Raw genomic sequence first — 18,285 nt, forward strand, 5'->3', positions numbered from 1 at the left:
CCTTGGTTGTTACCGGCCCCATCCAGGCGGCCATGCGATCAGCGTGCACCCTGCCCTAAGGTCAAGGTCAACACTGTCGCGATCACGAGCTGATCTGCGCCGATCTCAGGTGTCCCCGGGGCCTGGTCCAGCGGTTGGGCCGCGGTCCGCGCGGTCCGGCGCGGTGATGGACTGGCACAGCTACGCGCTACCCTCGCCCTATGATCGCCCGCCACCCGTACCCCAAGGTGAATGCGACGGTCGCCGGCGACCACGGCTCGATCCCGCGCACGGACTTTCGGGCCGTCGCCGACGCGGCGTGCGACGAGACCGCAGCCACCCGCGACCTGGAGGTGCGCCAAGCCGATGGCAGACGGGCTCACGATCGGTCAGGCGGCGGCGTTCGTCGGCGTCACGATCAAGACCGTGCGGCACTATCACCGGCTCGGCCTGGTCGCCGAGCCGGAACGGGACGGGTCGGGCTACCGGCGTTACCGGTCGGCCGACCTGCTGCGGCTGATCCAGGTCCGGACGCTGGCCGAGGCCGGCGTGCCGCTGGCCGAGATCGGCGACCTGTTCGACTCCGACCCCGAGGAATTCACCGCCTCCCTGGACGACGTCGAGCGGCGGCTCACCGAACGGATCGAGGACCTGATCGCGCGCCGCGACACGCTGCACCGGCTCGCCAACGGTGACCGGACCCTGCTACCCGACCGGGCCCGCGCGGTCTTGGACCGACTCGCCGAATTTGGCTTCAGCCCCGACTACGTGGCCGCCCAACGGGAGGCTCTGGTGCTGGCCCAGGCACTGGTTCCGGAGATCTTCGACACCTTCCTGACCCGGCTCGAAAACTCGCTCGACGATCCCGAACTCGTCGAGCTGACCAAGCGCGGCGCCGATGCGATGTCCTGGGATCCCGACGACCCGCGGATCGAGGAACTGGCGTCCGCGCTGGCCGACAAGCTACTGGCCGACCACGCGCTGCCGGCACCGCCGACCGGATCTCAGAGCCAGTCCGACGCCGCCGCCCGGTACGGGCTGATCAACCACCACCGGGAAGACCAAGCGCCGGCCATCGCCCGGTTGAACGCGCTGGTCGAGGCGAAGCTGCGCGCGGCTGGCATCGACATCCCGCGTCCATGACCGACACCCGGCCACGATCGCCAGTGCGGCCAGCCCCAAGGCGCGGTCCAAGCGTCCGACGAACCGCTCGTCGAACGAACGCTCTCCACGTGGCGTGGTCGATCGCCCTGGGCATGGCCGCCCCGCGGGTCAGCATGGTGTGACGTACGCCGAGCGGCCCGCGGAGCGTGAGGAGTTTCCGATCGTGCGTGCGGTGGGACAGACCTCGCATGGAGCGCATGTGGGACGTGGCGATCGTGGGAGCGGGACCGGCGGGCTCGGCGGCGGCGCTGCGGGCCGTGCAACTGCGCCCCCAGCTGCGGGTGCTGCTGCTCGACAGGGCCGACTTTCCCCGCGACAAGCCGTGCGGCGACGGCATCGCCGCCCACGGGCGCGACGAGCTGGCCCGGCTGGGAGTGCCCGCGCTCATCGACGACTACCGGCCCACGCCCCGCCTGACCGTGGTCTCGCCGGGCGGCGTGCGGGTCTCCGCCGAGGCCGGGCGGCCCAATCACGTGGTGCCGCGCCGGGTGTTCGACGCCCGCCTGGTGGCCGCCGCACGGGCCAGGGGCGTCGAGGTACGCCGGCACCGCGTCAGGGATCTCACCTTCGACGGGTCCGGCGTGGTCATCGACGGAGGGCTGCGGGCCCGTACGGTGGTGGCCGCCGACGGGGCCGCCTCGGTCGTGCGCCGCCTGATCGGCCTGCCCTCCGCCGCCGAGAAGCACACCGCCATCGCCGTGCGCGGCTACGCCGACGTGCCCGAGGAGGACGATGTCCAGCTCATCGCCATGCAGAAGGCGGGCTGGCCGGCCTACGCGTGGTCGTTCCCCATCGGCGACGGCACCGCGAACGTCGGCTTCGGCATGCTGCTGCCGAAGCTGCGCGCGGCGGGAGCGCCGGGGCGGCAGGTGCTGCACGGCAGGCTCGCCGAGTTGCTGCCCGACCGGCACCCCCGCGATCTGCGCGCCCACCACCTGCCGCTCTCGACCGGACGGCCGGTGCCCGGCGCTGGACGGGTCCTGCTCGCCGGCGACGCCGCGGGCCTGATCAACCCGCTCACCGGCGAGGGCATCTACTACGCGCTGCTGTCCGGGCGGCTGGCGGCCGAGGCGGCGGTGGAGTCGCCGGGCGATCCGCTGACGCTGTACCGGAGCAAGCTGCGTGCAGCGCTCGGACGGCACCTGCGCACCACCGACGTGCTGGCCCGCCTGGCCCAGTCCCCCGGTTTCATCGACGCGGCGATCGCGACCGCGGCGCGCCGCAAGGAGGTGTTCGACCTGCTGGTGGAGGTGGGACTCGGGGCCGGTACGGTGCCCGCCCCGCTCGCGCTGGCCGTGGGGATGCGGTGGCTGCGCGGATCCCTGCGCGCTGGGCGGTGAACGGCGTCCCGGCAGCAACGGGAAATATCCAACGAGACACGGCCTGACCTGCGCTAACGGTCGCGTTTGACGGGTTGGTGATCAGCGCCGCTATGTTCGTTCGCGTTCGGCCTCGGCAATGCGGGCGACGAGGTTGCCGCGGATCTCTTCGATGCGGGCGCGTTGGACCGATGTCCAGCCATCGATCCTGGGAAGGCACAGCAGGCGGGCGTGCGACCGTAGCGGGCGGAGACGTCGGTCTCATCGTCGGGCCGCCATAGTGTGAAGGGGTGAACATCGTGCCTGCTGCTCACAGGTCCGCGGCTCTGGCGCCGTTCGTGGCGGCGCTGAGCGCGTACGAGCTTGGCCGGGGCTCGGTCGGCGTTCATCGCGGGTTGCCTTCGTCCACGGTGTCGATCACGATCCCGGAGGCGGACTCGTTGGAGATCGCGTGGCTCGGGCGGCCCGACTCGCGGGGGCGGTTCCGGGCCGTCGTCGCCGGGCTTCACCTGGACGCAGCCGAGCTGAGGCAGGAGGGCGGCACGCGCGGCGTGTGGCTGACGCTCAGCCCGCTGGGTGCCGGGGCGTTGCTGAGGATCCCGGCGTCGGTGCTGACCGGGCAGGTCACCGATCTGGCCGACGTGGCCCCGGCGATGGCGCACCTGCCGGAGCAGTTGGCAGCCTGCCGGTCCTGGGCGCAACGCCGGGCCCTCGTCGAAGGCGCCTTGATCGCCGGATGGGCCCGGCACCAGGAGAACGCCCGTGGCCAGGAACTGCGGGCCACGCTGGCGGCACTGTCCGGGACCGCCCGGGTGCAGGAGGCGGCTCGGCTTCTGGGGTGCTCCCGGCGTCACCTGAGCGGTACCGTTCGGGCGGAGCTGGGGGTGACGCCGAAGGAGTACCAGCGGCTCCTTCGGTTCGAGGCCGCACGTGGCGCACTGGTGGCCGCAGCCCGTGCCGGGACGGTCAGCCTGGCGGCAGTGGCTGCGGCGTCGGGATTCGCCGACCAGGCGCACTTCACCCGCGAATGGCGGGCCATGGCCGGGTGTACGCCGACCGAGTGGCTACGCGCCGAAGGCTTGATCGCGTAGGGTCCATCAGCCGGCGACGGAGCACCAGACCATGCGGTACGTCCAGATGGCGGCGGACGCATGGGGCGTTCCCAAATCTTCAAGACCTCTGCTCCCGTCTGGCCCGACGATGGGTTCATGACGCCTGATATTCATCTTTCTCCCCGTCTCATCGTGCCCGACCCGGACCGTGCGTCGGCGTTCTACCAGGTCACCCTGGGCGCTGAGCGGGTGTTCAGCGCTCCCCGGAGCGACGATGGCCGGCCCAGCGTCGTTGAACACCGCGTCGGCAAGTCGTCCTTCCGGGTCTCACCGGCCGTCTCATCGTGGGGGTGGCTGTCACCCGATGATCTCGGCGGATCCGCGGTCCTGCTCGAGGTCGAGGTCGACGATCCAGATGCAGTCGGCGAACGCATGGTCGCCCACGGCGCCGAGGTGGTTGTGCCGATCGAGAACCGGCCGTACGGCAAGCGCTCGGGCCGCATCCGTGACCCGTTCGGCCACCTGTGGATCATCACCGGCAAGCTACGCTGAGCCGGCTCGGCGACCCGGACCAGTGGCACCTGCTCCTCCAGGTGCGGCTGAAGCAGCCGCCAGCGTTGCATCGCCCGCTGACGGCCGCGTATCGGCCAGCCCGGTGATCATCACGCCCGGATCAACCGGTCTGTTCGGCCTGGCTGAAGCCATACCGCCGGAATCGCCCCTTTGTCGATTCTCCGCTCGCTGTTCCACAACCTCACGCCGGAGCGGCGGCGACCAGGCGAACATCGCCAGCGCCGGCGGCCCCGCGGCGAAGGGCGTGAGCCCTTCGCCGAGCTGGAGGTACTGCGTGCCCTGCGCGTCACGCGGTGAGCGAGGCGCCGCCGGCGACCAGGAGGATCACGTCCACGGCCGCCACGGCGACGGCGGTGACGAACGGCACCCGTGACGACCCGGCCGCCAGCAGCCCCGTGGCCGCGAGGACCGAGGCGGCGGCCACGGCCAGCCAGCCCGCCACGCCGGGCGCGCCTCCGGGGCCGAAGACGAGCAGGCAGGTGGCGGCCAGCAGTGGCACGGGGACCAGAAGCCGTACGCGGGAGGCGCCCATGCGCTGCGGCCAGCCGCGTACGCCGGTGTCCAGGTCACCCGCGATGTCCGGCAGCACGTTGGCCAGGTGTGCGCCCACTCCGAGCAGCGCGGCGGCCAGGACCGCCCACCACGCGGGCCACGGCTCGCCGGGCAGGCCCAGCGTCACGAAGGCCGGCAGCACGCCGAACCCCACGGCGTAGGGCGCCCACGACAGGAGCGTCGCCTTCAGCCCGAGGTCGTACCCCCAGGCCGCCAGCACGCCGAAGAGGTGCAGGGCGCCCGCCCACCAGCCGGAGGCCAGCGACAGCGGCACGCAGCAGGCCAGCGCCACAAGAGCGGCGATCCGGACGGCACGCGCGCTCACCATGCCGCCCGCGACGGGCTTGCCCGAGCGCCCGGTCGCCGCGTCGCGCTCGGCGTCGATCGCGTCGTTGCACCAGCCGATCGAGAGCTGCCCCGTCAGCACGGCCGCGCCCGCCAGCACGCACCCGGCCGCGTCGCGTCCCGTGGCCACGGCCAGCGCCGTGACCAGAGCGGTCACGGCCAGGGTCGGGCCCGGGTGGCACGCGAGCACCAGCCCGACGGCCGGCCGTCCCGGCCCGTCGCGCACGACCGCGGCGGCCGCGGGATCGCGGTCAGTCACAAGGTGATCGTAGTCCGGGCGATGGCCGCCGGGAACTCCCGTGGAGCTCAGCGGCACCCCTGGCGTGCCCGGGTACGCGTTCGGCGCGAACTCCGCCGTCCCCGCGTGGCTTAAACGACCAGCCGGACGGGAAACGTGCGGGAAGCAGGGGTTGTCTGCTGACGAGGGAGAACTGCATGACCCGTATCGCCGCAGTCCGTTGTGCCTTCCCTCCCCACCGCTACCCTCAGTCCGAGCTCACCGACATGGCCGCCCGCATCTGCCTGCCGGAGAACGGCGACCGGCGCCTCCTCGACCGCCTGCACCGCAGCGCCCGGGTGGACTACCGCCACCTCGCGCTGCCCATCGAGCAGTACGAGAAGCTCAACGGCTTCGGCGCCGCCAACGACGCCTTCGTCTCGGTCGCCGTGGACCTGGGGTTCGAAAGCGTGAAGGCCGCCCTGGACGCGGCCGGGCTGGAGCCGGCCGACGTGGACATGATCATGTTCACGTCGGTGACCGGCATCGCCGCGCCGTCCGTCGACGCCCGGCTGGCGGCGGCGCTCGGACTGCGGCCCGACGTCAAGCGGGTGCCCGTCTTCGGCCTGGGCTGCGTGGCCGGAGCGGCGGGCATCGCCAGGGTTCACGACTACCTGCGCGGCTGGCCGGACCACGTGGCCGTGCTGCTGTCGGTGGAGTTGTGCTCGCTCACCGTCCAGCGCGGCGACTCCTCGCCCGCGAACCTGGTCGCCAGCGCATTATTCGGCGACGGCGCGGCCGCGGTGGTGGCCTGCGGCGGCGGGCGCGAGGCGGCCGGTCCCGCTGTGGTGGCCACGCGCAGCCACCTGTATCCGGGCTCAGGGCACGTCATGGGCTGGCAGGTGGGCGACACCGGGTTCCGGGTGATGCTGGACGCGAGCGTCCCGGAGGTCGTGCGGCGATACCTGGCCGACGACGTGCACGGCTTCCTCGCCGAGCACGGCGTGACGGCCGGGGAGGTGACGGCGTGGGTGTGCCATCCCGGCGGGCCGAAGGTGCTCGAAGCCGTGTCGGACGTGCTCGCCCTGCCCGCGGACGCCCTCGACGTGACATGGCGCTCGCTGGCGGCCAACGGCAACCTGTCCTCGTCCTCGGTCCTGCAGGTGCTCGGTGACACCCTCGCCACCCGGCGGCCGGAGCCGGGAGCCTGGGGACTGATCATCGCCATGGGGCCGGGCTTCTGCTCGGAACTCGTCCTGATCCGCTGGTGACCGTGCCCATTCCGTGCCCATTCCGTGCCCATTCGCGCCCATTCGCGCCCATGACCCGATTGCTGGTGCCTGCCTTATGACCTGGTATCTGGTGCTCGTCGTGCTGGTCGGCCTGGAACGTGTGGCCGAGCTGGTCGTCGCCCGGCGCAACGCCGCGTGGAGCATGGCACGCGGCGGCGTCGTCTCCGGTCAGGGTCACTATCCGTGGATGGTGGCCCTGCACACGGGGTTGCTCGTCTGCGCGCCGCTGGAGGTCGTGCTGGCGCAGCGGCCCTTCCTGCCCGCGCTCGGCTGGCCGATGCTCGCCCTCGTCGTGGCCGCCCAGGCGTTGCGGTGGTGGTGCATCACCGCGCTCGGGCCGCGCTGGAACACGCAGGTGATCGTGGTGCCCGGCCTGCCGCTGGTGACGCGCGGCCCCTACCGGTTCCGGTGGCTGCGGCATCCCAATTACGTGGCGGTGGCGGTCGAAGGGCTCGCGCTGCCGCTGGTGCACACGGCCTGGATGACCGCGCTGGCGTTCACGGTGCTCAACGCCGTGCTGATGGTGGTGCGGATCCGCTGCGAGAACGCGGCTCTCACCCTCGCGTCCGAGCGGTGACGGCGTGATCGACGTGCTCGTCGCGGGCGGCGGCCCGGCAGGGCTGGCGACGGCCGTGCACGCGGCGCTGGCCGGGATGGAGGCGGTCGTCGTCGAGCCGCGGGCCGGGCCCGTGGACAAGGCGTGCGGCGAGGGCGTCATGCCGGGCGGGGTGGCGGCGCTGGCGGCGATGGGCGTCGAGGTCGAGGGACACGAGTTCCGCGGCATCCACTACCTCGACGGCCGGCGGGAGGTGCGGGCCGCCTTCGCCGCCGCTCCCGGCCTGGGCGTGCGCCGTACGCACCTGCACTCGGCGCTCGCGCGACGGGCCGCCGAGCTGGGCGTCAGGACGGTCACCGGCAAGATCACCCGCGTCGAGCAGGACCGGGACGGCGTGCGGGCCGCCGGGCTGCGGGCCCGCTGGCTGGTGGCCGCCGACGGGCTGCACTCCCCGCTACGCCGCTCCCTCGGCCTCGGCCTGCCCCCGCGCGGACCCCGCAGGTACGGCCAGCGCAGGCACTACAGGATCGAGCCGTGGACCGACTTCGTCGAGGTCCACTGGTCGCGCGCCGGCGAAGCCTACGTCACGCCCGTCGCCGGCGACCTGATCGGCGTCGCGATCCTCAGCTCGGTGCGGCGCGGCTACGACGAGCACCTGCGCGACTTCCCCGGCCTGAGCCGCCGCCTGCGCGGCCCGGCCGTCACCGTGGTGCGTGGCGCGGGCCCGCTGCGCCAGGCGGTGCGCGCCCGCCGCGCCGGACGCGTCCTGCTGGTCGGGGACGCCGCCGGCTACGTGGACGCGCTCACCGGCGAGGGCGTCTCGCTGGCCGTTCGCTCGGCAGAAGTGCTGGTCAGGTGCCTGGCCGAGGACCGGCCCGAGGACTACGACGGCGCGTGGCTGCGGCTTTCCCGCACGCACCGGCTGTTGACGGGCGCGCTGGTGCAGGCCGCTCGCCGCCCCGGCACGGCCCGGCTGGTGGTGCCCGCCGCCCGCCGCCTGCCCGGCCTGTTCACGGGCATCGTGAGGATGCTCGCCTGACTCCGTACGCGCTCCTCATGCCGAACACAGCGATTTCTTCCGACTTATTGACGTAAATCCATGGACTTCGGCAGACTCTCGGCATGCCGGCCACTGGGCAGTGGCCGACGCGAGAGGACGTGACCGATGACTGATGCCGGAAACGAGCCGCGGGTGAACCGGAGATTCGTGCTGGCCGGGGCCGCAGGAGTGGTGGGGGCGGCGGCGCTGCCCGCGGGCGCGGAGGCCGCCTCCATGCGGAGACACCCCTCCAACTGGCCCGATCCCGAGCCCTACGGCCTCGCCGACACCCGCCTGGACCTGTGGCCGCGCGCGGACAACTCCTTCATCCTCCCGCTGGAGCTGCGTCCCAGGGACGAGGAGCTGGGCCGGGTCTGGATGCGGGACACCTACGTGAACTGCTTCGTGGTCGACGGCCGCCCGGTATACGTCGCCACGGGCACCACCCGGGCGGCCGGCCAGGCCGGGCCGGCCCCGTGGAACGACGGCATCTTCGTCTGGGTGTCCTCGTCCCTGCAGGGGCCGTGGAAGCTGGCGGACACCACGCGCATCCGGCCCGGCGCCGAGAAGGGCAAGGTCTGGTCTCCCGAGTTCGCCGGCGAGAACAAGCCAGGACGGGTGGTGGTCGCCCCGTGGCAGGAGTACTGGCACGACGAGCAGTTCGGCAAGCGGGCCGCGGCCTGGGCCCCGGAGGTGCACCACTTCCGCGGCACGTGGTACATCGTGGCGTGCATGGGCGACCACTCCAGGAAGGTCGGCTCGTTCATGCTCGTGAGCGAGGGCGGGGTCGAAGGGCCGTACCGGCTCGTGGAGGGCAACCACGACAAGCCCTTCGGCGACTCCTTCATCGGCGGGCCCGGCTTCATCGAGCCCGGCGCGTACCACCACATCGACGGCAGCCTCTACACCGAGGGCCGCGACGCGTGGCTGGTGCTGCACAACCACCTGTACGCCAAGTTCAGGGACGACATGGAGGACATCGTCCCGGTGACCGGCCTCCCGGCCTTCCGGCAGACGCCCTACACGCCCGAGCCGTACCTCGAAGGCGCGTACGTGTTCAAGCACGGCGGCAGGTACTACCTCCTGCACGCCGCCTGGAACCGCAGCTCGGCCAACCCCGACGGCAGCACCCGCTACGCCTACGACCCGCCCGGCGAGGGCCGCGTGCAGTACCACTACGACGCGGTCGTCGCCGTCTCCGACCGCTTCGAGGGGCCGTATTCCGAACGGTGGACCATGGGCGTCGGGGCCGGCCACAACAACATCTTCAAGGACCACGACGGCCGGCTCTGGGCGACGTTCTTCCGCAACCCGCGCTTCGGCTACTGGGCCGATCCTTCGCGCCGCGATGAGGCCGCCGTACCCGGCGTCGTCCGGCTGGAATGGACCGGCCCGCAGGGCCGCCGCCTGTACGTCCGCCGCCGCGACCACGGCTGACGATCCGGTTTCCGCCGCTCCGCGGCGGCGTCACCGGGACGTGGGCCCGTGTCAGCGCCGCCGCTGGGAGGCCAGAACCTCAACTTTGGTTGACGTCAAGCCGCCCCTTGTCCGCCCCGCGCCATCCGTGCCATGCTCACTGTTATAGAACTCTCCACAGAGGTATAGAACGAGGTGAGTGCAGGATGCGACACGTGTCGTCAGGGCGGGAGCCCGTCCCATCGATGGGGACGATGGGCGAGCCGCAGGAGCGGGGCCGGTTCGGCGAGTTCGGCGGGCGGTACGCCCCGGAGTCGCTGGTGGAGGCCTGCCGCCAGGTGGAGGAGGCGTTCCGGGAGGCGTGGGCGGACCCCGGGTTCCGCGGCGACCTGGCGGAACTGCTCGCCCTGAACGCCGGACGCCCGACCCCGCTCACACCGGCCCGGCGGCTGTCGCGGGAGCTGGGCGTGCAGCTGTACCTCAAGCGCGAGGACCTCACCCACACCGGATCACACAAGATCAACAACGTGCTGGGCCAGGCCCTGCTCGCCGCGCGGATGGGACGGCGCAGGCTGATCGCCGAGACGGGGGCCGGCCAGCACGGTGTGGCCACCGCGACCGCCGCCGCGCTGCTCGGGCTGGAGGCCACGGTGTTCATGGGCGAGCGCGACATCGAGCGGCAGGCACTGAACGTCTTCCGGATGCGCATGCTGGGCGCCGAGGTGGTCCCGGTGACCACGGGCAGCCGCACCCTCAAGGACGCGACCAGCGAGGCCATGCGGCACTGGGTGGGCGTCACCGGCGACTCCCACTACTGCGTCGGCTCGGTCATCGGGCCGGACCCGTACCCGTGGATGGTCAGGGAGTTCCAGCGGGTCATCGGCGAGGAGGCCCGCGGGCAGTGCGCCGCCGAGCTGCGGACCGGGGCGCCGGATCTCGTGGTCGCGTGCGTGGGCGGCGGCTCCAACGCGGCCGGCACGTTCGCCGGATTCGCCGACACCCCGGCGCGCCTGGTCGGTGTCGAGGCGGAGGGCGGCGCGGGAGCGGCCCGCGGCCGGCCCGGCGTCCTGCACGGCTGCCGCTCGCTGTTCCTGCAGGACGACGACGGGCAGATCGCCCCGGCGCACTCCATCGCCGCCGGGCTCGACTACCCGGGGGTCGGCCCTGAGCACGCCCACCTCCGTGATCTCGGCCGGGCCCGGTACGTCACGGTGACCGACGACGAGGCCGCCGGCGCGGCCGTGCGCCTGGCGCGCACCGAGGGCATCGTCCCGGCACTCGAATCGGCGCACGCCCTGGCCTGGGTGATCCGGGCCGCGGGCGGCGGCGAGCTGCCCGCCGGATCGACGGTGCTGATGACGTTGTCCGGCCGGGGCGACAAGGACATCTCCACGCTGAAGGAGCTGGTATGACGAACCCCACCCTCGCCGCGGGCACGGTCGAACACCACCTGCGTGCCCGCCGGGACGCCGGCCGCGGCCTGCTCATGCCGTACGTCACCGGGGGGATCACCCCCGGCTGGACGGACTACCTGCGGGCGTTCGCCGCCGCCGGCGCGGACGCGATCGAGGTCGGACTGCCCTTCTCCGACCCCACGCTGGACGGCGTCACCATCCAGCAGGCGAACGACGCGGCGCTGGCCAGGGGGGCGAGCACGCGCCGGATCCTCGCCGACCTGGCCGGAGTCCCGGACCTCGGCGTGCCGCTGGTCGCCAGCACCTACTACAACCTGGTGCTGCACGACGGGGGCGAGGCGTTCTGCGCCGCGCTGCGCCGGGCCGGCGTCAGCGGTCTGATCGTGCCCGACCTGCCGGTGCACGAGGCGGACGAGCTGACCGAGGTGGCCGCCGCCGCCGGGATCGAGCTGGTCCTGCTGGCCTCGCCGGCCACGCCCGAGCCGAGGCTGGAGGAGATCTCGCGCCGCAGCCGCGGATTCGTCTACGCGGTGTCGCTGATGGGCACCACCGGCGAGCGGGCCGGACTCGCCGCCTCGGCGGCGGAGCTCACCGCGCGGATCAGGCGGGGCACCGACCGGCCGGTCTTGCTAGGATTTGGCATTTCCACGCCCGACCAGGCGCGGGAGGCCGGCCGGCACGCCGACGGCGTGGTGGTCGGCGCAGCGGTCATGCGGCGGGTGCTCGACGGGGCGGGGCCGGACGATCTGCTGGCCTTCCTCGCGACCCTGCGGCGGGCCCTCGACCAGGAGTGAAGCACCACGATGACCCCCGACGCCGGGCACGAGGCGAGATACCGCGCCATCGCCGCCGACCTCGCCGCGAAGATCCGGTCGGGACACTACGCCCCCGGCGAGGCCCTGCCGCCGCAGCGGGAGCTGAGCGCCTCCTACGGGGTGACCCTCATGACGCTGCGCCAGGCGTTGCGGGAGCTCAGCGACGAGAGGCTGATCGTGCAGCGGCCCGGCAGGGGCACGTACGTGGCCCCACCCCATCTGGCGTACCAGCTCGGCTCGCTCCGCAGCCTGGCCGACGATCTGCGCGAGCAGGGCCACGACGTGCGCACCGTGGTGGCCGGGCGGGCGATGCGCCGGGCCCCGGCCCCGATCGCCGCGGAGCTGCGGCTGCGGCCCGGCGACAGCGCCCTGCGGCTGGAGCGGGTGCGCGAGTTCGCCGGCCGTCCCGCCGTCCACCAGGTGTCCTGGGTCCGCCGGCCGGTGGCCGACCAGATCCGCGACCGCGACTTCACCGCCGTCTCCCTCTACACGGCCCTCGCCGACGCGGGAGTGGCGGTCGCCCGGGCGTCGGAGGTGGTCCGGCCGGACCTGCTCGGCCCCGCCGCCGCCCGCCGCCTCCACGAGCCCGAGGGCAGCCCTGTGCTCGTCAGCACCCGGATCACCTACACGCCCGACGCCGTTCCCCTGGTGTCCGACCATGCCACCATCCTGGGCACCATGATGGAGATCCGCACCGAACGCGCCGCCACCGGCCTGTCCCTGTCCTGGCGCGCCACCAGTTAGCCCGGACCGGCGCGGACTTCTGGTCTCGACCGCGTCGCCGGGAGGCATGGCCTGTAAGGGATGGCCTCGAGTCAGTTGCGTGTGGCGGCGTGATACTGGTGGATGAGCCAGGTGCCATCTGCTTGTCCGGCCACGATGGACAGGCAGATCAGGTGGATGTCACCGTTGGGTGCGGTGAAGGTCACCTCCGCGAATCCATGCACGACCGCGTGGCTCAACCGGGCGGCGGACAGCACCTTGGCCTGTGCCGTCGTGCCGCGGGTGACCCTGCCGTAGTATTCGGAGATTTCCTGCGGGCCGCGTCGCAGCCGCGGACTGATGCCCTGGAAGAGCGCGTCCCGGCTGAACAGCGAGGCGATCTCGGCCGGCTTGTGTTCGTTGAAGGCCCGCTGCCAGCGGTGAAGCAGCCCGGTAAGCACATGTGTGGCCACGGAGCCGGTCATCGCGAGCCGCCGGCGTACAGAGCTTCCCGCTCCCACTGGTGTCGTGGCTGCGTGTGCAGCCGCCAGAAGTGCTCGGCGATGGCACTCGGCATCGGCATCTCCCCACTTTCGTGATCAGCGATGGTTGGGACGGTAAGGCGTCACATCCATGTGAAGGTCAAGCGGAAGCGGAGCGGCGACCTGGCTCACGAGACCAAGAGCGCCTGGTAGGAGCCGGCACACGCCGATAAGGTGCAATCCGTGGGGCGATCGAGGACCGGGCCGGCCGAGGACCTGCTGATCGAGCTCGACCGCGACGCCGGGGTGCCGCTGCACCGGCAGATCGAGGCGTCCATCCGGGCGAGCGTCCGGGCCGGCCGGCTGCGGGCGGGCGCGTCGCTGCCGCCGACCCGCGCCCTCGCGGCCGGCCTCGGGGTTTCACGCGGGGTGGTCGTTGAGGCCTACCAGCAACTCGTGGCCGAGGGCTACCTCGCCAGCCGGCCGGGCGGCTACACCCAGGTCGCCGCGTCCATGCCGCCCACCGCCGGTGCGGGCGCCGCGGCGTCGACGTCGCGGCCGGCCGCGCGCGGTACCGCCACCGGGACCGGGACCGGCATCGGGGCGAACTTCAGGGTCGACTTCGGGTACGGGCGCACCGACGTGTCGCAGTTCCCGCGGGCCGCCTGGCTACGCTCGGTTCGTACCGTGCTCACCACCGCGCCCAACGACCGGTTCGCCTACCTCGACGGGCGTGGCGTGCCCGAACTGCACGAGGCCCTGTGCGACTACCTCAACCGGGTGCGCGGCACATCCGCCGTCCCGGGCAACGTGGTGATCTGCAACGGCTACGGGCAGGGCATCGGGCTGCTGATCCAGGTGCTCGTCCAGCACGGCGCCAAGCGGATCGCCCTGGAGGACCCGTCGTCCAACGACGACGCCCGGCTGCTGGCCGGCGCTGCCGGCCTGGACGTGGTCGGCATCCCGGTGGGTCCGGACGGCGTCCAGGTCGATGCGCTCCACCGGGCCGACGCCGATGCGGTCGTGCTCACGCCGTCGCACCAGTGGCCCACCGGAGGGGTGTTGTCGGCCGCGGCGAGGGCCGCGGTGATCCGCTGGGCGAAGCGGCGCGGCGCGATGGTGGTCGAGGACGACTACGACGCCGAATACCGCTACGACCGGTCGCCGGTGGGCGCCATGCAGGGCCTGGCGCCCGATCATGTCGCCTACTGCGGCACGGCCAGCAAGACGCTCGCGCCGGGGCTGCGGCTCGGCTGGCTGGTGGTGCCTCCCCGGCTGGTCGCCGACGTCACCGCGGCGAAGGTGCTCGCCGACCGCGGTTCGCCGGTCATCGACCAGTTGACGTTCGCCGACTTCCTGGCGCGCGGCGAGTTCGACCGCCACCTGCGCCGGATGCGTCCGGTGTACCGCCGCCGCCGTGACGCGCTGCTGGACGCCCTGCGCACCCACCTGCCCGATCTGGAGCCGGCCGGGGTCGCCGCCGGGCAGCATGTGGTCGCCTGGCTCCCGCCCGGCCTCGACGAGACGGCGGTGGTGACGGCCGCCGCCCGGCACGGGCTCGGCATCCACGGCGTCGGCCCGTACCGGATCTCCGGCGGCGGACCGGGTGGCCTCATCTTCGGCTACGCCATCCTCGGCGAGAGCGCCATCGCCGAGGGGGTCGCGCTGCTGGCGGCGGCCATCCGGGAAGTACGCGGGGCCTGACCCGCCGCGCCGGCGGCCCATCCGGGGCCTGCGCATCAGCGGGCCGGGCGGATGTTCTGGTTCAGGTGGAAAACGTTGGCCGGGTCGTACGCGGTCTTCACCGCGGTCAGCCGGGCCAGTTTCGCGGCCGAGTACGCCCGCCGGATGCCGCGCTGCCCGTCGGCCATCTCGTCGGCGGTCAACGAGTTGACGTACACCCCGCTCGCGTACGGTTCGAGTGCGGCGCCGGCGTCGCGGGCGGCGCCCATCCTGGCGTCGTCCTCGGCGGGGTCGGTCCAGCGGGAGCCGGCTCCGAACTCGAACATCGTGCCGCGGTGGCTGAACGCCGCGTCCGCTTCCGGGACGTCGTCGATCGCGCCGCCGTGCGCCTGCAGGCCGACGCCCGGCAGGTACGGGCTCGCGCTCAGGTCGGTGCGGCCGCGCAGCAGGAACGCCTCGATCGCCGCGGTCGGGAATCGCCGCACGTAGTGGCCCTTGGAGTAGCGGCGGTAGGCGTGCCCGCCGGTGGAGTCGTCACGTCGCTGGAGTTCGAGGTACGACGGCGTGGTGACGCGCGACGCGACGGGACGCCCGAGCGCCCGTATCGCGGGCAGCAGCCGGCGGCCCTCGTCCGGGTCGCCGGCCCACACGAACCCCAGCGTGGCGATCGGGCCGGCGGGACCGCTGCCGACGCCGGCGGTGAACGTCGCCTGCCGGGGCGCGACGGCGTTCAGGTCACGCCAGCCCTCGATGACCGGGACGGCGTCCTCGGCGCGGAAGTCGAACTCGGCGACCAGCGTCCGCGTGCCGGTGCGATGCAGCCGGAACTCGAACTCGGTGACGATGCCGAAGTTGCCGCCGCCGCCGCGCAGGCCCCAGAACAGGTCGGGGTTCTGCTCGCGGCTCGCGGTCACCACGTCCCCCTCGGCGGTGACCATCGTGTAGGAGACGACGTTGTCGCAGGCCAGGCCGTACTGGCGGGCCAGCCAGCCCATGCCGCCGCCGAGCGTGAGCCCGCCGACGCCGGTGTGCGAGACGTTGCCGGCGGTGGTGGCCAGGCCGTACGCCTGGGCCGCCCGGTCCAGCGCGCCGAGCAGCGCGCCGCCCTGAACCCGGGCCCGGCGACGGGCCGGGTCGATCCGCACGCCGCCCATCGGCGCCAGGTCGATCATGAGGCCACCGTCGGGAACGGCGAAGCCGGCGACGTTGTGGCCGCCGCAGCGCACGCCGATCTCCAGGTCCCGTTCCCGGGCCAGCCGCACGGCGGCGACCACGTCGGCCGCGCCGGCCGCGCGGACGATCACGCGTGGACGCCGGTCGACCATGGCGTTCCAGACGGTACGGGCGGTGTCGTAGCCGGCGTCGCCAGGCGTGAGGAGCCGGCCGTCGAAGCGGGTCGCTGTCGTTGTCATGCCCCACAGCCTGGCAGGAATTGGTACACGCGATAAGGGCCGATTCTTGAGGTGATTTCAGGACCAATTCAGCCGGCCACCCGTGACCGCGGGCCGCCCCTCAGGCAGTGCGGAGGGCGCCGGTCCCGTACTCCCAGAGCCGGTCCGCTGACACCGGGTCGAGCGCGTGGGCGGCCACGCCACCGGGCTCGCCGTCCGGGATGCCGGTCGTCACCTACGTGTCGCCTGGCCCTGGGTCAGGTCCTGGAGGCCGACCACGCGCAGCAGTTCCAGCCGCTCGTAGGCGCTGCTGCCCGGACGGGCGGAGTAGATGACCAGCCGCTGATCGTGCTCCGGGTTCGCCAGCACCTCGCAGTCCAGTTCCAGCAGGCCGACGACCGGGTGCAGGAAACGTTTGACGTCGGAGCGGCGCACGGCGACGTGGTGGGTGTCCCACAGTGCCGCGAACTGCTCGCTGCGGGCGCGGAGCCGGCGTACGAGCCCGGCCAGCCGCGCGTCGTCCGGGCGGCGGGCGAGCGTGGCACGCAGGTCCGCCACCGCCGTGCGGGCGGCACGCTCACGGTCCTCGGCCGGGAAGAGCTCCCGCGCGGACGGGTCCGTGAAGAAGCACCACGCGATGTTGCGGTCCGCCGCAGGGCGGGCGGAGGCGTCGCCGTGCAGCGCCTTGGCCAGCGCGTTCTGGGCGAGGATGTCGCCGGCGTCGCTCAGCACCTGGGCGGGAGTGTCGGTCAGCCGGTCGAGGACGAGCAGCAGGCCGGGACGTACGTGCTCCGTGGCCGGCCGGGTGTTGCGGGGTGGCTCCTCGCCGGCCAGGTGGAAGAGGTGGTCGCGTTCGTCGCCGGTCAGCCGCAGCGCGCGGGCGACGGCGGCGAGCATCTGGCGGGACGGACGCGAGCCCCTGGCCTGCTCGAGCCGCGTGAAGTGGTCGGTGGACATGCCCGCCAGCTGCGCCACTTCCTCGCGGCGCAGTCCGGGGGTGCGGCGCCGCGAGCCCTGCGACAGCCCGACGTCGGCGGGGGCGAGACGGGCACGGCAGCGGCGCAGGAAGTCGGCCAGTTCGGTTCTGTCCACCCCTCCACCATGCCCGGTACGCCGGGGCACAGCCAGGGACGGCCCGTCCCCGGATAAGGGCGTCTCTCCCGCCGCCGCCCGTGCCGCCGCACGCTGGAAGCCGGCACGCCCCGGAGGGATGCCGCACGTTCGTTCTCGGAGAAGGGCATATCTCGCCATGCACTACCGCACGCTCGGCCGGACCGGGATCAGGGTCAGCCCTTATGCGCTCGGCGCCTTGATGTTCGCCACGTCCGTCGGCAACCCCGACCCCGGCGACTCGGCCCGCATCATCCACAAGGCGCTGGACGCGGGGATCAACCTCATCGACACCGCCGACGTCTACGGGGACTCCGAAGAGGTCGTCGGCAAGGCGCTCAAGGGGCGTCGGGACGATGTCGTCCTCGCGACCAAGGTGAGCCGCCCGATGGGTGACGACCCCAACCAGCAGGGCGCCTCGCGGCGCTGGATCATGACCGCGGTCGAGAACTCGCTGCGCCGCCTGCAGACCGACCACATCGACCTCTACCAGATTCACCGGCCCGACCCCGCCACCGACATCGAGGAGACGCTTTCCGCGCTCTCCGACCTGATCCGCAGCGGGAAGGTCCGCGCGATCGGCACGTCCTCGATGCCGGCGTCCGACATGGTGGAAGCCCAGTGGGTCGCCGAGCGGCGCGTTCTGGCGCGCTTCCACACCGACCAGCCGCCGTACTCCCTGCTCGACCGCGGCATCGAACGCGAGGTGCTGCCGGTGGCCCAGCGCCACGGGATGGGCACGCTGGTGTGGGCGCCGCTCGGGCAGGGACTGCTCACGGGGCGCGTCCGCAAGGGCCGGCCGAACGAGCTCCGCCGCGCCGGCTTCTTCCGGCACCTCAACGACGAGCGCCGGCTCGACGTCGTCGAACGGTTCGTCTCGCTCGCCGAGGAGGCGGGCCTGCCGCTGACCCACCTCGCCATGGCGTTCGCGATCGCTCATCCCGGGGTGACCAGCGCGATCGTCGGGCCGCGCACGATGAGCCACCTCGACGACCTTCTCGCCGGCGTCGACGTGACACTCACCGACGAGATCCTCGACCGGATCGACGAGATCGTCCCGCCGGGCACCGACGTCGGCGTGCTCGACCAGGTCCACGTGCCGCCGGCTCTCCAGCAGGCGGCTCTCCGCCGCCGGCCCGTCAGCGACCGCGCCGCCGCCTGACATCCCCGGGCGCGCTACCGG

At 73.0% G+C, this 18,285-nt stretch carries 17 protein-coding genes; 13 read left to right on the forward strand and 4 right to left on the reverse strand.

Annotation, left to right across the window (positions count from 1 at the left end; translation table 11 throughout):
- Nucleotides 1-345: 345 nt before the first annotated feature.
- From ABGA98_RS35640 to ABGA98_RS35655, 4 genes are all read left to right on the forward strand, one after another.
- Nucleotides 346-1,122 (forward strand): MerR family transcriptional regulator, encoded by a 777-nt coding sequence (locus ABGA98_RS35640; protein ID WP_347622831.1) that lies wholly within the window; start codon nt 346-348, stop codon nt 1,120-1,122.
- A gap of 188 nt (nt 1,123-1,310) precedes the next feature.
- The gene (locus ABGA98_RS35645) at nt 1,311-2,483 is read left to right on the forward strand and encodes an NAD(P)/FAD-dependent oxidoreductase (RefSeq protein ID WP_347622832.1); all 1,173 of its coding nucleotides are present in this window, start codon (nt 1,311-1,313) and stop codon (nt 2,481-2,483) included.
- Between the two features lie 269 nt (nt 2,484-2,752).
- Nucleotides 2,753-3,553, forward strand: a complete 801-nt coding sequence (locus ABGA98_RS35650; RefSeq protein WP_347622833.1) for a helix-turn-helix domain-containing protein — start codon at nt 2,753-2,755, stop codon at nt 3,551-3,553.
- Nucleotides 3,554-3,670: 117 nt separating this feature from the next.
- Complete coding sequence (locus ABGA98_RS35655; protein WP_347622834.1) at nt 3,671-4,066, forward strand: VOC family protein; 396 nt, start codon at nt 3,671-3,673, stop codon at nt 4,064-4,066.
- Nucleotides 4,067-4,373: 307 nt separating this feature from the next.
- Here ABGA98_RS35655 and ABGA98_RS35660 read toward each other — a convergent pair whose 3' ends face one another.
- Nucleotides 4,374-5,243, reverse strand: coding sequence for a UbiA family prenyltransferase (locus ABGA98_RS35660; protein ID WP_347622835.1), 870 nt, complete (start codon nt 5,241-5,243; stop codon nt 4,374-4,376).
- Nucleotides 5,244-5,419: 176 nt separating this feature from the next.
- On the opposite strand from ABGA98_RS35660, the gene ABGA98_RS35665 reads away from it, so the two are divergent.
- The 7 genes from ABGA98_RS35665 to ABGA98_RS35695 all read left to right on the forward strand — a co-directional run bounded on the left by ABGA98_RS35665 (nt 5,420) and on the right by ABGA98_RS35695 (nt 12,478).
- Nucleotides 5,420-6,472 carry a 3-oxoacyl-[acyl-carrier-protein] synthase III C-terminal domain-containing protein gene (locus ABGA98_RS35665; protein ID WP_347622836.1) on the forward strand — a complete coding sequence of 351 codons (1,053 nt, stop codon included), beginning with the start codon at nt 5,420-5,422 and terminating at the stop codon, nt 6,470-6,472.
- Between the two features lie 76 nt (nt 6,473-6,548).
- Entirely contained in the window at nt 6,549-7,070 is a 522-nt protein-coding gene (locus tag ABGA98_RS35670) for an isoprenylcysteine carboxylmethyltransferase family protein (protein WP_347622837.1), read from the forward strand.
- A 4-nt stretch (nt 7,071-7,074) separates the two neighbouring features.
- Nucleotides 7,075-8,088: an NAD(P)/FAD-dependent oxidoreductase gene (locus ABGA98_RS35675; RefSeq protein WP_347622838.1), complete on the forward strand. Its 1,014-nt coding sequence runs from the start codon at nt 7,075-7,077 to the stop codon at nt 8,086-8,088.
- Between the two features lie 126 nt (nt 8,089-8,214).
- Nucleotides 8,215-9,525 carry a family 43 glycosylhydrolase gene (locus tag ABGA98_RS35680; RefSeq protein WP_347622839.1) on the forward strand — a complete coding sequence of 437 codons (1,311 nt, stop codon included), beginning with the start codon at nt 8,215-8,217 and terminating at the stop codon, nt 9,523-9,525.
- Nucleotides 9,526-9,710: 185 nt separating this feature from the next.
- On the forward strand, nt 9,711-10,916 hold the full coding sequence (gene trpB / locus ABGA98_RS35685; protein WP_347622840.1) for a tryptophan synthase subunit beta: 1,206 nt from the start codon (nt 9,711-9,713) through the stop codon (nt 10,914-10,916).
- Nucleotides 10,913-11,713: a tryptophan synthase subunit alpha gene (trpA, locus tag ABGA98_RS35690; RefSeq protein ID WP_347622841.1), complete on the forward strand. Its 801-nt coding sequence runs from the start codon at nt 10,913-10,915 to the stop codon at nt 11,711-11,713. The genes trpB and trpA overlap by 4 nt, the downstream gene beginning before the upstream one ends.
- Before the next feature lie 9 nt (nt 11,714-11,722).
- A complete protein-coding gene (locus ABGA98_RS35695) occupies nt 11,723-12,478 on the forward strand; it encodes a GntR family transcriptional regulator (protein ID WP_347622842.1) in 756 nt (251 codons plus the stop codon).
- A gap of 71 nt (nt 12,479-12,549) precedes the next feature.
- Here the strand turns inward: ABGA98_RS35695 and ABGA98_RS35700 are convergent, their stop codons facing one another.
- On the reverse strand, nt 12,550-12,921 hold the full coding sequence (locus ABGA98_RS35700; RefSeq protein ID WP_347622843.1) for an SgcJ/EcaC family oxidoreductase: 372 nt from the start codon (nt 12,919-12,921) through the stop codon (nt 12,550-12,552).
- A 240-nt stretch (nt 12,922-13,161) separates the two neighbouring features.
- Here ABGA98_RS35700 and ABGA98_RS35705 point away from each other — a divergent pair, with 240 nt between their 5' ends.
- Complete coding sequence (locus ABGA98_RS35705; protein ID WP_347622844.1) at nt 13,162-14,622, forward strand: PLP-dependent aminotransferase family protein; 1,461 nt, start codon at nt 13,162-13,164, stop codon at nt 14,620-14,622.
- Between the two features lie 35 nt (nt 14,623-14,657).
- Here the strand turns inward: ABGA98_RS35705 and ABGA98_RS35710 are convergent, their stop codons facing one another.
- Nucleotides 14,658-16,013, reverse strand: coding sequence for an FAD-dependent oxidoreductase (locus ABGA98_RS35710; protein WP_347622845.1), 1,356 nt, complete (start codon nt 16,011-16,013; stop codon nt 14,658-14,660).
- Nucleotides 16,014-16,223: 210 nt separating this feature from the next.
- Entirely contained in the window at nt 16,224-17,084 is an 861-nt protein-coding gene (locus tag ABGA98_RS35715) for a helix-turn-helix transcriptional regulator (RefSeq protein WP_347622846.1), read from the reverse strand.
- 157 nt (nt 17,085-17,241) lie between these two features.
- Here ABGA98_RS35715 and ABGA98_RS35720 point away from each other — a divergent pair, with 157 nt between their 5' ends.
- Nucleotides 17,242-18,264 (forward strand): aldo/keto reductase, encoded by a 1,023-nt coding sequence (locus ABGA98_RS35720; RefSeq protein ID WP_347622847.1) that lies wholly within the window; start codon nt 17,242-17,244, stop codon nt 18,262-18,264.
- Nucleotides 18,265-18,285: the final 21 nt, after the last annotated feature.

It is taken from the genome of Nonomuraea sp. B1E8, assembly GCF_039871515.1.
In the GTDB taxonomy this organism is placed as follows: domain Bacteria; phylum Actinomycetota; class Actinomycetes; order Streptosporangiales; family Streptosporangiaceae; genus Nonomuraea.

Excerpts from the sequence above, each read along its gene's own strand:
- ABGA98_RS35640 (WP_347622831.1), top strand. The coding sequence starts at position 346 with ATGGCAGACGGGCTCACGATCGGTCAGGCGGCGGCGTTCGTCGGCGTC.
- ABGA98_RS35655 (WP_347622834.1), top strand. The coding sequence starts at position 3,671 with ATGACGCCTGATATTCATCTTTCTCCCCGTCTCATCGTGCCCGACCCG.
- ABGA98_RS35665 (WP_347622836.1), top strand. The coding sequence starts at position 5,420 with ATGACCCGTATCGCCGCAGTCCGTTGTGCCTTCCCTCCCCACCGCTAC.
- ABGA98_RS35670 (WP_347622837.1), top strand. The coding sequence starts at position 6,549 with ATGACCTGGTATCTGGTGCTCGTCGTGCTGGTCGGCCTGGAACGTGTG.
- ABGA98_RS35680 (WP_347622839.1), top strand. The coding sequence starts at position 8,215 with ATGACTGATGCCGGAAACGAGCCGCGGGTGAACCGGAGATTCGTGCTG.
- trpB (WP_347622840.1), top strand. The coding sequence starts at position 9,711 with ATGCGACACGTGTCGTCAGGGCGGGAGCCCGTCCCATCGATGGGGACG.
- trpA (WP_347622841.1), top strand. The coding sequence starts at position 10,913 with ATGACGAACCCCACCCTCGCCGCGGGCACGGTCGAACACCACCTGCGT.
- ABGA98_RS35695 (WP_347622842.1), top strand. The coding sequence starts at position 11,723 with ATGACCCCCGACGCCGGGCACGAGGCGAGATACCGCGCCATCGCCGCC.
- ABGA98_RS35700 (WP_347622843.1), bottom strand. The coding sequence starts at position 12,921 with ATGACCGGCTCCGTGGCCACACATGTGCTTACCGGGCTGCTTCACCGC.
- ABGA98_RS35710 (WP_347622845.1), bottom strand. The coding sequence starts at position 16,013 with ATGACAACGACAGCGACCCGCTTCGACGGCCGGCTCCTCACGCCTGGC.
- ABGA98_RS35720 (WP_347622847.1), top strand. The coding sequence starts at position 17,242 with ATGCACTACCGCACGCTCGGCCGGACCGGGATCAGGGTCAGCCCTTAT.